15 protein-coding genes are annotated in these 13,546 nt (G+C 52.8%); 9 read left to right on the forward strand and 6 right to left on the reverse strand.

Annotated features, from left to right (window positions below; all coding sequences use genetic code 11):
* Positions 1–139: 139 nt before the first annotated feature.
* Together C8R31_RS03855 and C8R31_RS03860 are read right to left on the reverse strand one after the other, a co-directional pair.
* Positions 140–451 (reverse strand): hypothetical protein, encoded by a 312-nt coding sequence (locus C8R31_RS03855; RefSeq protein ID WP_107692700.1) that lies wholly within the window; start codon positions 449–451, stop codon positions 140–142.
* 451 nt (positions 452–902) lie between these two features.
* Positions 903–1,094, reverse strand: a complete 192-nt coding sequence (locus C8R31_RS03860; protein ID WP_146164545.1) for a hypothetical protein — start codon at positions 1,092–1,094, stop codon at positions 903–905.
* 902 nt (positions 1,095–1,996) lie between these two features.
* Here C8R31_RS03860 and C8R31_RS03865 point away from each other — a divergent pair.
* The 4 genes from C8R31_RS03865 to C8R31_RS03880 all read left to right on the forward strand — a co-directional run bounded on the left by C8R31_RS03865 (position 1,997) and on the right by C8R31_RS03880 (position 5,475).
* Positions 1,997–2,710, forward strand: coding sequence for a VPLPA-CTERM sorting domain-containing protein (locus C8R31_RS03865; RefSeq protein WP_107692702.1), 714 nt, complete (start codon positions 1,997–1,999; stop codon positions 2,708–2,710).
* A gap of 413 nt (positions 2,711–3,123) precedes the next feature.
* On the forward strand, positions 3,124–3,276 hold the full coding sequence (locus tag C8R31_RS16435) for a hypothetical protein (RefSeq protein ID WP_107692703.1): 153 nt from the start codon (positions 3,124–3,126) through the stop codon (positions 3,274–3,276).
* Positions 3,263–3,994, forward strand: a complete 732-nt coding sequence (locus tag C8R31_RS03875; RefSeq protein ID WP_258192522.1) for a VOC family protein — start codon at positions 3,263–3,265, stop codon at positions 3,992–3,994. Before C8R31_RS16435 ends, C8R31_RS03875 begins: the two co-directional genes overlap by 14 nt.
* A gap of 101 nt (positions 3,995–4,095) precedes the next feature.
* Positions 4,096–5,475 (forward strand): FAD-containing oxidoreductase, encoded by a 1,380-nt coding sequence (locus C8R31_RS03880; protein ID WP_107692704.1) that lies wholly within the window; start codon positions 4,096–4,098, stop codon positions 5,473–5,475.
* A 150-nt stretch (positions 5,476–5,625) separates the two neighbouring features.
* On the opposite strand, the gene C8R31_RS16725 is transcribed toward C8R31_RS03880, so the two are convergent.
* The gene (locus tag C8R31_RS16725) at positions 5,626–5,994 is read right to left on the reverse strand and encodes a WYL domain-containing protein (protein WP_107692705.1); all 369 of its coding nucleotides are present in this window, start codon (positions 5,992–5,994) and stop codon (positions 5,626–5,628) included.
* Between the two features lie 184 nt (positions 5,995–6,178).
* Positions 6,179–6,370: a hypothetical protein gene (locus tag C8R31_RS03890; RefSeq protein ID WP_107692706.1), complete on the reverse strand. Its 192-nt coding sequence runs from the start codon at positions 6,368–6,370 to the stop codon at positions 6,179–6,181.
* Between the two features lie 481 nt (positions 6,371–6,851).
* On the opposite strand from C8R31_RS03890, the gene C8R31_RS03895 reads away from it, so the two are divergent.
* The 4 genes from C8R31_RS03895 (at position 6,852) to C8R31_RS03910 (ending at position 9,407) form a co-directional block, all read left to right on the forward strand.
* Positions 6,852–7,199 carry a DUF1772 domain-containing protein gene (locus C8R31_RS03895; protein WP_308811260.1) on the forward strand — a complete coding sequence of 116 codons (348 nt, stop codon included), beginning with the start codon at positions 6,852–6,854 and terminating at the stop codon, positions 7,197–7,199.
* Positions 7,200–7,700: 501 nt separating this feature from the next.
* Positions 7,701–8,081, forward strand: a complete 381-nt coding sequence (locus tag C8R31_RS03900; protein ID WP_107692708.1) for a hypothetical protein — start codon at positions 7,701–7,703, stop codon at positions 8,079–8,081.
* A gap of 10 nt (positions 8,082–8,091) precedes the next feature.
* Positions 8,092–8,388, forward strand: coding sequence for a hypothetical protein (locus C8R31_RS16440; RefSeq protein ID WP_107692709.1), 297 nt, complete (start codon positions 8,092–8,094; stop codon positions 8,386–8,388).
* 743 nt (positions 8,389–9,131) lie between these two features.
* Positions 9,132–9,407, forward strand: a complete 276-nt coding sequence (locus C8R31_RS03910) for a hypothetical protein (protein WP_107692710.1) — start codon at positions 9,132–9,134, stop codon at positions 9,405–9,407.
* Between the two features lie 32 nt (positions 9,408–9,439).
* Here C8R31_RS03910 and C8R31_RS15980 read toward each other — a convergent pair whose 3' ends face one another.
* Positions 9,440–9,604 (reverse strand): hypothetical protein, encoded by a 165-nt coding sequence (locus C8R31_RS15980; protein WP_181320398.1) that lies wholly within the window; start codon positions 9,602–9,604, stop codon positions 9,440–9,442.
* Between the two features lie 1,134 nt (positions 9,605–10,738).
* Between C8R31_RS15980 and C8R31_RS15800 the strand changes: the two genes are divergently transcribed.
* On the forward strand, positions 10,739–11,257 hold the full coding sequence (locus C8R31_RS15800) for a hypothetical protein (RefSeq protein WP_146164546.1): 519 nt from the start codon (positions 10,739–10,741) through the stop codon (positions 11,255–11,257).
* Between the two features lie 453 nt (positions 11,258–11,710).
* Here C8R31_RS15800 and C8R31_RS03920 read toward each other — a convergent pair whose 3' ends face one another.
* Complete coding sequence (locus tag C8R31_RS03920; RefSeq protein WP_258192523.1) at positions 11,711–12,991, reverse strand: NRAMP family divalent metal transporter; 1,281 nt, start codon at positions 12,989–12,991, stop codon at positions 11,711–11,713.
* Positions 12,992–13,546: the final 555 nt, after the last annotated feature.

The following is a 13,546-nucleotide window of genomic DNA, read 5'->3' on the forward strand; positions in this document are numbered from 1 at the left end:
CGCGCAGAAGATCCTTCAACGCATCACGCTCAAGCTCCGACAAATTGTCGGCAATCTCCGCAAGCATGTCCTTCACGTCCGATTCCCTAATCTGGCTCATAGCCTTAGACTGCCTTCGCGCTATTTCCAGAGCGGCAAGCTAATTGTTAAGCGTATCACGCTGATTTGCGAATTCTTCAATTTTATTGATAAGAGTTTCGGCGGCAGTAGTTTCCGATAGCACATCCGATAAGCGACTGATCTTTGCGTCAAGGCGTTTTAGTTCCGATCGTAGTGTTTCCCCTTCTGCATCATCATCAGTTAGCCTTGCTGATTTCCTTGCGCTCGCAGTCACAGACTTGATAAATGCCTCGGATTGCAGATTGGCACAGACATGAGCCAGCACTTCCGAGTCAGTTCGCTTGGCTTTGATGCTGCGTTTACCGTGAATAGACACGGTTATGCGTGACATTGGAATAGCCGGCTTAGAATTAACCCGCCGCCGAGCGGGTTTTTTTATGGATGTTTAGGGAGGATGGAGCCAGAAATAAGCTCAGCCTTAGTTAGGCTGTGGATTGCTGGTAACGTGGCGCGATGCCTATGCTGAGACCGATCTTTTTTTCCCAAAAAACTTTTGGCTCTGGCCAACCGACGAGTTCTTCTTCGTGCGCATATCGGTTTATGTCGTTATCGGGGCATGAAAACGGATCAGGTGCATCGGCTGCGCAGTGGGGGCATTTATAAACCATAGCAGGTAATCGCTCGATTTGTCCTTCAGCGGTTCGCGAATATAGAACGTAGCTAAGCATGACCCTTTCGGCGCGCAGTAGACGCACAGTTTGTGAAACCTTTGAAGCTTCTCATATTTACTTCAGAGGGAAAAGTGTTCGATTCCGGTACCCGCTGACGCGGATGCTTGACTATCAATCTACCGGCGCCAAACCCATTGTTGGACCTGTTTCTTCCGCCCATAAGACTTTGGCTTCGGGCCATCCGACAAGCGCTTCTTCATGGACGTAAGGATGGTCCAGGAAGCCGGGCAACTGATGTGCGATTTCATGATGTCGCCAGATTGTGCCGTCCTCGGTCCGGACGTATATAGCAAAGCGGGGCATTGGCATACCTTTCTTGCGTATTTATATCGAATAATTATAGAAAGCCTATAAATGTTTGCAGTTATTTTTGGCGGGTGCACTATTAGTTATTGGTTTCGGTGGCCGCTAGATAGTTAAAGACTGGAAGGACGGCGCGGAGATCGCGCTGGTCCGGTCCCAGAAAAAGGACGTCGACGCGCGTAATTCGATCCTGAGTGCGGCAAATGATCGCTGGGCTACGGACATCGAGGGGGTGCGTAAGGGTGTCGAGTCAATTTCAATCGCCGTAGCCGAACGCGAGAAAGCGGCGCTAGCCGCAATGCTCACTGCCAAGCGTGCCAACCGGCGAATCGGACACGCGGACTCGGCTCGCTCGCTCAGCTTTCTTGCTATCTCGCTTTGCGAGAATTGCCTCTGCCTCCGCTTCCGTGATTATTGCTGGATGCGTATCCCTCTGGATATCCAATCCTCCCTTGGCCGTCTGCGACCCTGAGACCGGTCTTCCTTTCCGCGGTGCACGTTCCAACCGTGTGCCCAGCGACAACTTCTCCGCAATAGCGCCAGCGAGGAGCAAAGACGGTGTAGGGGCAGGACGCCAATCTGGAGCAGGTTAGGACAGGGTCGCCGTTCCATTACAAGCTACTAGGGATTCAAGAGCACACGGCCCCGTACCTGTAAGGTGGAAGAAGCCGCTAATCGTAGCAGGTGGGGGTTTGGGATGCGGCGTAATGCTGCCCATTCCTCCCTGGAAATTTTCGGCACAAGTTGAGGAAATGCAAGTTCGGATGCCGGGACAAACGTAACACCTCTTCTCTCTGGTGTACCTTAGTCCAATAGGCTGAGCTATCAAAATGAGTAAGATATAGGGGTGATTAGTGCTGTTTGGGTTTTAGTAGTAATAGTATAAAAACCAAGAGGGACACATGAAGAAACAAAGCTTTTTAACTTCCGTTGCAGCGATGTCAGTTCGGAAACTCTACGTTGCGGTGCTGGTTTGTGCCACCTCTATCACGGCCCCCGCCGCAGAAGCTATCCCTATCCTGCACGAGGCTGGCGGCAATTTCTCCAATAAATGGGTTTCGCCGACCGTCGTTGCCAGCGGCACGACCGGCGTTACGGGCACGGGCGCACCCGAGTGGATGGGCGGCGATCGACTCGACATCTTCAAGTTCTCCGGCCTGGTGCCGGGCGCAACATCCATCGTTTTTGATTTCTCACTGACCGGACCCTATAGCCCTGGCGCCTATGAAAACGGCGGCGGCGCCATCTACTACAGCTATGCGCCGTTTTCCGGCTCCTACTATGTCGATCAGGGCGATGGAAAGGTTCGTGGCAGCCAGGATCTTCTCGCCGGCTATTTTGACGTTACCTACAACCCGTGGAACGCCGCCAACGCGTCGAATCGCGGCACTTCAAGCTTCACGCTGAACCTTGCTAAGGAATTCGCAGGCGATCTCTTCCTGGCGCTGGACTTCACCTACGGCCGAGTCAGCTACAATATCAATTCGCCTTCCTGGGCCACGTATGGCGACACCGACCCCAGTTCCTTGGCGGTCCCCGTGCCGCTCCCCGCGACGGGCTGGCTGTTGCTCGCCGGTCTCGTCGGCCTCGCCGCGAACCGCCGCAAGCTCATCTGACCGCGTCGATCTGATACTCTACCTCTTCAAAGAGGGGAGCCTATTGCGGAAATTTCGCGGAAATTAGCATTACCTTGCTACGCACATTGGCGTTCCACGCGGAATTGACTGCTCTTCTTTAGCCTCCACAGCGCCAAAACCAGCGGCGAAAGCCGCTGGTACCCTAGTTGACGTTGTTTCTACGGCTGCCCAGCCTAATATTTCCTAACCCAGCCTACCCATGTTCCAGGGTTTGCTGGGTTAGCGCTTCCATGAAGTCAACCATTTCCTTTCATGTAGTTGCAAAATTTCGGCTTTTTGGCACCGCCGCAAGTGTGATCAGCAGATTCATAACTATACTGGAAAATAGAAAACACGCTGATCACCCTTGTCGTGATCTTTGGCGGAGGATCTGATAAACGTTCACTGCTGGCATGTCCGACCTCGGCACACTCGGTGGGAACCGTAGCGAGGCTTACGGGATCAACGACGCAGGGCAGGTGGTAGGGCGATCCGCGACGACTGACAACGGGCAGGAGCATGCCTTCATCATCGGGCCCAGATGGCGTAGGCATGACCGATCTTAATTCACTGTTAAAACACAGCGGAGGAAAGAACATGGCAAATGCGCAGACTGAAATCTACGGTAACGACCCGACCGGCGTCGCGAAAGTAGACATGAAGTTCGAGATCGTCGTCATCCCTGTCTCGGATGTCGACCGCGCGAAGGAGTTCTACGGGAGGCTCGGGTGGCGGCTCGACGCCAATTTCGTCAGCGGTAAAGACTACCGCGCGATCCAATTTACGCCGCCTGGCTCCGGATGCTCGATCATTTTCGGCAAGAACGTCACCGCCGCGGCACCCGGCTCCGCTCAGGGTCTGTACCTGATCGTCTCCGATATCGCGGCCGCGCGCGCCGAGCTGCTCGGTCGCGGCGTGGAGATCAGTGACGTGTTCCACGACGCCGACGGCGCATACGCTGGCACGGACGAGCCGTACCTGTTTGGTCGGCTCCGGGTCAGGGGTCCGGATCCCGATCATCGCAGCTACCGCTCGTTCGCCTCGTTCTGCGATCCGGACGGCAACGGCTGGTTGTTCCAGGAGGTCACGACGCGGCTGCCTGGTCGCGTCGACCCCGCGACGACGACCTTCGCGTCGGCGAACGATCTGGCGAGCGCGCTGCGGCGTGCGGCGGCCGCGCACGGACAGCACGAAGCGCGGACGGGGCAAGCCGACAAGAACTGGCCGGACTGGTACGCGGAGTACATGGTGCGCGAGCAGTCCGGCAAAGAGCTGCCTCAGTGAACGACTACGACATGATCGTCGTCAGCGGCGGTGCTCCGGCGACCACTGCATTGATGCGCTGGCCTAAGTTGGCCTGCGATCTTCCTTAAAGGAGGTGACTCGTGTCGCGGCATTTCGATGCAATTATCATCGGGACCGGCCAGGCAGGCCCGTCTCTGGCGGCGCGGTTTAACGGCGCGGGAATGACTGTCGCCATTATTGAACGCAGCAAGTTTGGCGGCACATGTGTGAATACGGGATGTATCCCGACAAAGACCCTCGTCGCGAGCGCGTACGCGGCGCATGTTGCTCGCCGCGGCGCCGAGTATGGTTTTGACGGCGATGGCGATGTGCGAGTTGATATGAAACGCGTCAAAGCGCGAAAGGATGAAGTTTCCGGACGGTCGAGCAAGGCCGTCGAGGAATGGTTGCGAGGACTGAAGAATTGCACGGTCATCCAAGGCCATGCCCACTTTCAGTCGTCCCGCACGGTCGTCGTCAACGATGAGGTGCTGCAAGCCGACAAAGTTTTCATCAACGTCGGCGGGCGCGCCTTTGTTCCCGCGATGCCGGGAATTCATGAGGCACCGTTTCTCACGAACTCTTCAATGATGGATATCGACTTCTTGCCGGAGCATCTTGTCATCGTTGGCGGAAGTTACGTTGGGTTGGAATTCGCTCAGATGTATCGCCGTTTCGGGAGCCAAGTCACGATAGTAGAGAAGGGACCGCGCCTGCTTGGACGTGAAGACGAAGATGTTTCGGACGCCGTGCGTGAAATCCTGGAGATGGAGGAGATACGGATCCGGACGAATGCGAAATGTATATCACTGGCGAAGCGTGACAGTCGTATCGCCGTTGGTATGGAATGCGACGAAGGTCCGCCGGAAGTAGTAGGCACTCACGTTCTTCTAGCGGTGGGACGTACTCCCAACACGAACGACCTGGGTCTAGACCGGGCCGGCGTTGCGACCGACCAACGCGGTTACATCATCGTTGACGATCAACTGCAAACAAACGTGCCCGGCATCTGGGCCCTGGGCGACTGCAACGGCCGCGGCGCCTTTACACATACTTCCTATAACGACTATGAGATCGTCGCCGATAATCTCCTCGACTCAAACCATCGCCGCGTGTCAGACCGGATCCAGGCGTACGCTTTGTTTACAGATCCACCGTTAGGACGATGCGGCATGACGGACGCCGAAATAGGGAAGTCCAGGCGCCCTGTACTTGCTACGAAACTTCCGATGAGCGGAGTGAGTCGCGCCGTTGAGAAAGGTGAGACACAAGGTTTCATCAAAATCTCTGTTGATGCGGAAACAAAACATATTTTGGGTGCTGCGATTCTTGGCACCGGAGGCGATGAAGTAATTCACGTTTTGCTGGACGTCATGTATGCGAAGGCGCCGTATACGGTAGTGCAGCGCGCAATGCACATTCATCCGACAGTTGCGGAATATCTCCCCACCGCCTTGTCCAAACTGGAACCCGTTGCGTGAGCAACGTTGGAGGACAGTATGATCCCCTCTATAGCTTCGGACGTGTTCCTCGGCGGGTGATCGGCGAGACGCGCTCGGGTTCGCTTGCGTCCCACCAAGAGGACCCCACTTGCCATCGGCGACTTATGGTTGAGACGATTGCTGGAATATCTAAATGCGGTCAACGACGCAGATCACATTCTTGCCGAATTTGGCCCTGAAGGGACTGAATTCGGGGTCGGGTCTAAAGGTTTCTCGGATGCGAAGGATCGTGTTAACCCGATCAACCTCAAACTCCTGCCACCCAGACGTGGATAGCGTTCTAGAGTCATCTTTGATCTGCACTCCAGCCACGAGAATTCTTCCCGCTGATTCGTAGATAATGTAAGGTTCAAACGTCCGAAAGTGGCCCTCGTTTTTGTAGTGAAGTCGAACTCTTGTTTTGCTACGGATGGCCTCGCATAGCGTGGTTTCCAAGTCTGTTCTACGCGGAGCTGGGCCTGTCCGATTTTTTGATTTTATTGTTTCAAACATATCCATTTCCTACGGAATATTGTGAAGAAATATTAACCCAGCAATGCGAAAATAAATAACATTTGACGCAATAGAGAATTCGTGTTAGGTCATAGTTGAGTCCGCCTTTTGGCGGTTTTTTTATTTGAGGAAGCCCGTGGCAACGAGTTTGACGGGCAGTGGGATGAAGATGCGTCAGGCTATGTCGACTTTATTGGCGCGTTTGGACACTGTCGTCCAGCGCAAGGCGTTCGGAACTGTTGATCAAGGCAGGCAATTCCTCTTTAGCCAGTCGCTGCATTTTGAGCGTGCGCTTAAGAATTTTGTTAGTTCTTTTTTCCAGCCATTTATCGAATTCTTTTGCCTTGTATCCCAACGCATCAATACCTTTTGGTTTTTTCATCCGCATTTCCTATATAAAAATCCTATATAGACTGCAAAAAAACGGGTACCTAGGAGGCCGTCCACTCAGCGGAAACCTCGATGAGTAGTCAGCAGGCATGTCGCGGCTCTGATGTTCGCAAATTTCTTAATCGAATAATGTACGCAAACAAACTGAAGCACGACATTTTCCTTCTTGCGAGGTATGACCATTTCGCAATCTGTACTAGTCTTCTAGCAGGTCTCCCTTAAAAAGTTGTGAAATGCGCTGGCGTTTGCAATGGATCCCGTAATCAGAGAACTAAATTCATTTGCCGTTTACATTAGTTATTTATGCGGCGTAAGGACCGCCACCGGGGTGCTGTCATGGGCAGGTCATTTATGCCAATCAATCATGAACAGGTATTGAGATGTTGCACGCCGCGCAATTCGTCGCTGTTTTTTGCTGTACCGTTTTTGCCGGTGCCGCGCTCTACATCAGTCTTGTTGAGCACCCGGCACGGATGGACTGCGATACAAAGACTGCCGTTACGGTTTGGGCGCCCAGCTATAAACGGGCAACAATGATGCAAGCTCCACTGGCTATCTTGAGTTTCAGCGCCGGGGTGTCCGCTTGGTTGCTCGATGGCGGCATCATGTGGTTTATTGGGGCAGTTCTTATTGGCTTGGTCGTGCCATTCACATTTCTTGTAATCATGCCCATGAACCATCAGCTTCTAATTCCCGGACGTGACCTCGCGTCGGATGAAACCCGAGCGCTGCTCGAAAAGCGGGGAAAACTCCACGCTGTGCGTACCGGGCTGGGTTTGTTGGCGTCTGGAATCTACATTATTGAGCTACTTAAAGCCTAACTCGCGCATGAACTCGAACGAAGCATTACTTGCGCGGTTAACCGGACCGGGCTTTTCCAGTGCTGCCGGCAACTCTGTTCATCCTCGTTCGCGGGACAAAATCCCGTATTTCTAGACCTTCGCAGAACTTAACGAGCGGCACGCTGCGCCTACTCCTCCCAACAAAGCAGATCAGAGTGGGCCAGCGGCTTTGATGGATACTTTTACAGTAGCGAAGTTATCCCATCCCCCGTATCGCAAGCGCTATTACAGCCGTTGCGATGCAGCCGAGTATCCGAACGGGTGGCTGACAACAAGTTGCCCCTTTACATCTGGTCTTGCAGCTAAGAGCAACATGACTGCCATAATGGGAATTGTGGCGTGATCGGATGCGGCAACGTACTGAATGTCGGGGAATGTGTCAGAACCATTATCCGTGGCGCTGCGCGGTGGCACGATCGGGCCTGCGCGAGTTGTGGGGAGCGGCCGTTCTGGATCGTCTAAGTATTTATGGAAAACCACATGGGATTAATACATCCGGAGACGATAAAGGGTGAGGAAAAGTGGAACGCAAAGCTGAACGATGCTCAAGTCAGGAAGATATACGCAGATCGCAGAACCAATCGATTGCCGATGAATCAGGGGGTTGGTCATACCATCATTGGTTTAGTGAAACAACATGGATCTGGCGTCATGTCGACTCATATCCAGAGGAATCCACATATTATGTGTGCGCCAAAAATCCCAAAGGCTGACCCGTTAATCGGAGAAGCAGCTAAACAGGATGCCGATATTGCAGCCTCAATGCGGGATATTGCAAAGGACCAACTCGCTTGGGAAAAAGAAAGGGCGATCAAGCAAGACCCGCTCGTCGAGAACATCGTCAGCTTTATCGCGGAATAACGGAGGTCGAATGATTGTAAAAATCGTGCCGTCAATTGACCAGATCGTTTTCGATGTTCGGGCTGCGCTCGGCTGCTTTGAAACCTTGGGGCATGACCCCGAATTGGCATGCGAGATAGCCAGTATGCATCTGAACCAGCTCCTTGCATATTTAGAGGCGGTCAACGGTGCAAATAACCTTCATGCCGAATTTGGGCTGGAAGGAACTGAATGCTCCATGATACTCAAAGGCTTCCTGGATGAGGATAACCGAGTTAAGCAGCCCAACCTGGAAATTGCGGAGGTTCTTCCCTTCCGTCCGGTTTGAATCATCTTTGGTCTGCATTCCGTGAACCAGTATCTCCCCGCTTTGCACACAGTACACAGTGTAAGGTTCAAACGTTCGAAAGCGGGTTTCGTTTCTGTAGTGGAGGCGAACTCTCTTTTTGCTGCGGATGGCCTGGCATAAGGCGATTTCCAGGTCTGTTCTACGTAATGCTGGGCCTGCGTCCTTTTCTGGTCTTGGCGGCTCAAACATGTTCATTCCAGTTGAACGTTGGGAATGAATGTTAACGCAATAATGGAGAAAAAAATAACGGTTGACGCGGTAGCGATCTGATCTAGGCTGACATAAAGCCCGCCTTTTGGCGGCTTTTTCATTTTAAAGGAAGCGCATGGCATTCACTGAGTTTGATGGGCAACTGGACGACGATGAGCCCATGTGTATTATGCATTGCGGTATGGCATCGATGAGAAACCGGCAACAGGTGATCCGGTCGTCATCGCCCGGGACGCAAACGGGACCTTGATTCAGGACGGCTACCGATGAAAAATCCATGGTTTTGCAGAGCGCAGCCACGGCCGCGGGCCGCGATGAATCCGTTGAACTCAGGCCGGTCCAGGATGCGATGGTGGAGTGTGAGGCGGCGGGACCAGAGCCGATAATATCTTCTCCAGGAATTCCATCATCTCAGCAATCTTTTTTTATTGGGAATGAGAATCATAATCGTCTCATAGGAGAAGGGTCAGCAATTGATACCGCACCGCCTTTAACAAATCGGATTACTGAAAATGGAAACACTTTACGACGCGAGCGTATATCCAGACCCAGTTCTGAAAACGATATGGGGCGCAGGAAATCTTGGGGTGGCGATCGCCAATTGGTGGATGCTGGGATGGCCGGAGAGAGTCTCGAAACTGCTGACCCAGCGGATATACGAGGACGAGTTTCAGCGCCAACTCTCCCAGATGGAGGAGATATTGGCCAGAACAGCGGATATGGGTTATTTCTCCCCAGTGGAGGTGGTCATAATGTCAGGCTACAGTCTGGAGCCACCAAATTTGTAGAGGGCATCCCTGTCACCAAAGCAGAAATCCCGCTATCCCGGAATCACTTCGAGCTCGAAGGCGTCCGCCCCCTCGTTGAATCCCTCATCAAGCGGCGTGCTGCTGCCAAGCAGGGCGGTAAAGACCTCTCCAATGCCAAAGACCACGCCAGGGAACGGATGGATGGCAAGCGCGAGCGTTCCGTGGACCGAGAACAAGTGGTTGCGCCTGCAAGCCAAGGCGATGGAGAAGGCAGATTCTGGGGCTGCAAATATCCTCGGCAGATTGTCGATGCTACCAGGGCGGGGAAAGATTCAAAAGGGACGGGGAGGGCACTTGCGGATAGGTGCAACCCGCATCCGCTGTGACTCGACAACAACCCGCATACGCTGCCAATCCTGAAAAGAGGTCCAGTCAGGACGGACCCAACGCTCGCGGCCGACGCGATTCCGATTTATCAGACGATAAACGGAAACGCCGCCAGATGATGACCCGGTAGCATTCTCCAAACAGGCCACCTTTCCCGGGTGGCTTTTCTGTTTCTGAGTACCACAGATTGGTTCGGGGATGAGCTGAAGCCTATTCTCAAGCAAGTGGCTACGTTGCGCCGGGTCGACTGATGGCCGGGTTTAACCAGCGCGTGAAGGAATTGAAACAGGAGAGTGTCCGGTAGTCCACGCGACCGAAAGAAGCATCCCGCCTCATACGAGCGTAAGGAATACCTGGATCGCCGCTTCTAGGGCGATCGCAATAAACGTGAGGAATGATGATGAAGACGGTGGCGAGTCGCGAGGACCATACCGCAATTATGGCGGGTGGGGGGTCTATCAATCGTGCATTTAACGAGCGCCTAGACAGCAATAGCAGACCCATTTTGCTTTTGAAAGCTATGGGTCCTCCTTCCCGGCGTTACCCATTCGGACTATTGCTATTGATTGACTCCCCTGCTTATCGTGGTCGTCTGTTTGGCTGTTCCATAAGCGACATTATGTAGCGGGCAATATGGGCGTGCCCTCGGTTAGTCGTTTTGGTATTTCCGTTATGGCGATTGCCATACTTCTTATATCTGGGCAGACAAGTGCAGCTAGTTATAAGTTTACCGACTTGCGTCCAGGGACGGCCTCCTTCATCTCGGATGATTTTCAGCTTTAAAACGACGGACCGGAACGAAGCCGACAGACTCGCTCGTATTGATCCGTTAAGCTCGAACAAGAGTTTCAGCGCACCGGAATTATGGCGGGACTGAAAACCGATTACATGTTATAAACCTTAACTATTCCTCCTGTATTTATAATAAGACAGTTTCGGCTTCCACACTTACGCTGGAAGGATTCTGAACAAACGAGGTGATTGTGAAAATCCTGCAAGCAGCTGCAAAGAGAATGGGTATTGTAGTGGGCATACTCTCAATCCAAGCTTTTTGGTTATTAGGAACGAACGCATTCGCACAGTCAGCACCGAATGTACCTGTGCCCAATGAGAAAACAAACCCAGTTAACGTTCACGGTGCAGTGAATATTGGCGTGACTCCGTACCAGGTCGAGCAAACTATTGCCGATTCCGCAACCTGTGCGCCTCAATGCACTTTACGTTATCCGGAAGTACCACAGGGACAGCGGTTGGTTATTACGCATGTTTCTGCCCAGTTAAGTCCCGCAATATCCGTGATCATTCTGGAGGGAGGTAACGGGACACTATTTGTGACGAAGCCTTACAGAGCTGCCAGTAACTTGAATGCTCAAACCACCTTTTACTACGAAGCCGGGCAAACTCCTTCTGCACGGATGTATGTCCCCGACACTAGCGATGATGGTATCGGTCATACCAGTTTGATCGTAACTCTCATTGGACACTTAATTCCGTTACAGTGAGGTGCACCTCGCTTCGGCTGATGCGGCCAACGGCGCCTCGGCGCCACACTGGCCCATGTATGCCCGATGATTGGACCGCAAGAAGCTGTAGATTCCTCATGCTGAGGGCGTTATTTTCCTGCATGTGATAGCTCGAACCGGGGCCGTCTGCGGTACGGTCCACGCTAAAGCCGTTATCAAGCATCACCTCCAGGAACGATAAGTCCGTTACGGTCTTCGCATATTTGCCTTGCGGCCAGATGTAACACTTGGCACCCCCCATCCCGAAGTTAGGCCGTTGTCCATAAGATAATCCCTGCACGCAGTAACGTCCGCTAACCGCTCATCATTTGTTGTCCCCGCGGTAACAGGTTGCCTGTTCAGAGGACGGGGCTTGCTTGGCTTTCTTATTCCTTTCGACCATTGCGAGTTCCTTTAGCCGTTGGGATCCGCCGCCGGCCTTAACGAAGACTTTCATAGTAGCGAAGTTATTCCCATCCCAACTACGGCAAGTGCCATTACACACGTTGCGATCCAGCCGAGTACCCGAAGACGGGTGCTGACAACAAACTGTCCCATCACGTCAGGCCTTGCGGCTAGAAGCATCATGACTGCCATAATTGGAACGGCTATTACGCCGTTGATGACAGCGCTCCAAAAAAGAGCTTTGATAGGATCTATAGAGGTAAAGTTGAGGGCGACGCCCAATAGCGTGGCAACGATCAAGATCAGGTAGAAACCCTGGGCGTCCAGAGGTGCGCGACCCAGGCCAATATTCCATCTGAAAGATTCCGCCACTGCATAGGCAGCCGATCCTGCCAGAACCGGAACGGCAAGCATTCCGGTGCCTATGATCCCTGCCGAGAACAGCAAGAATGCATATTCCCCGGCTATTGGGCGCAACGCTTCCGCAGCCTGCTCAGAGCTTTGAATGTCGGTAATGCCGTGCAGGTGCAGGGTCACTGTGGCGGTCAGCATGATAAAAAAAGCAATCAGGTTGGAAAAACCCATGCCGATATACGTATCAATCTTGATACGCCGCAGGTGAGCGCTTGCTTGATGCGGGGCTTCTTTTAGCGGCTCGTCACCGTCTACAGCACGTTGTTCCTCGACTTCCTGAGAAGCTTGCCAAAAAAAAAGATACGGACTGATGGTGGTGCCGAAGACGGCAACCACTGCTACTACATACTCGGTTTTAAATGATATGAATGGCATGACGGTCTGCCTGAGCACCTCACCCCATGGCACTTGTACGATAAACACTGTCGCAACATAGGCGAAAAGGGATAGCGTCAGCATCTTCAAAATCGGTGCATACCGCGGAAAGGGAATAAAGACCTGCAGTACCAGCGAGAGAACACCAAATACGACCGCATATAAATGCGGCGATCCACCGATGAGCAATTTAAGCGCCGCGGCCATTGCCCCAATATCGGCTGCGATATTGATCGTGTTGGCAACCAGGAGCAACGAAATAATGCTTCGAAGCAGCCACGGGGGGTAATGTGTCCTAATATTGGCAGCAAGACCGTAACCGGTTACCCGTCCAATGCGGGCGCTGACCACCTGGATACCCACCATCAGGGGGAATGTAAAAAATGTGGTCCACAACATCGCATAGCCAAAGCCCGCCCCTACTTGCGAATATGTTGCAATGCCGCTCGGATCATCATCCGCGGCACCGGTAATGAGTCCGGGACCGAGTTTTTTCCAAAAGGGAGTTTTTAGCAAAGCGCTTTTTTCTTCTTCGTCCACGCCGCCCATTTTTCGATTATCTTCAGGGGCTTGAAGCGTGTATGTTGCGGGCGCAACGAAATATTTTCAGTACGATAACACACGTTTTGCCATGGATAGTTTCGCGCTGTAACCTCCCGTCGAATTGGAAATAGGGGGAGCGTGAGGGCACGAGCTATTCAACGCGTACGCGGCATGTAAAGCCCATGGGGCAGGGCTATTTGGGAGCTTCAATTTATCCCGCCTGCCATCTTTATTGCTTCTTCAAAGATGAGAGGCGCGTTGCCAGAAATTCTATTGCTCTAACGCTGTTTCGATTGCTTTGTAAGGCTTGTCATTCGAAAACAATCATGCTGAGTTCTTTGGGAGGTTGAGGACTCGGGAGCGTGCGGCCGGCAATCTGTGCATACTACGCCGCACTACGTGGAGCTATAGTCAGTGTGTAGGAGGAAACGGGAGCCACACCGACACAAGGCCCCGATTTAGCAGCCCAGAATACCTTGTGCTCCGGCCAGCCCACGAGAAGCTCTTCATATATATACGGATACAAAACGTCATCGGGGGAGTTATAAATGG

Origin of the sequence: Nitrosospira sp. Nsp2 (genome assembly GCF_003050965.1) — a bacterium.
Lineage (GTDB): Bacteria > Pseudomonadota > Gammaproteobacteria > Burkholderiales > Nitrosomonadaceae > Nitrosospira.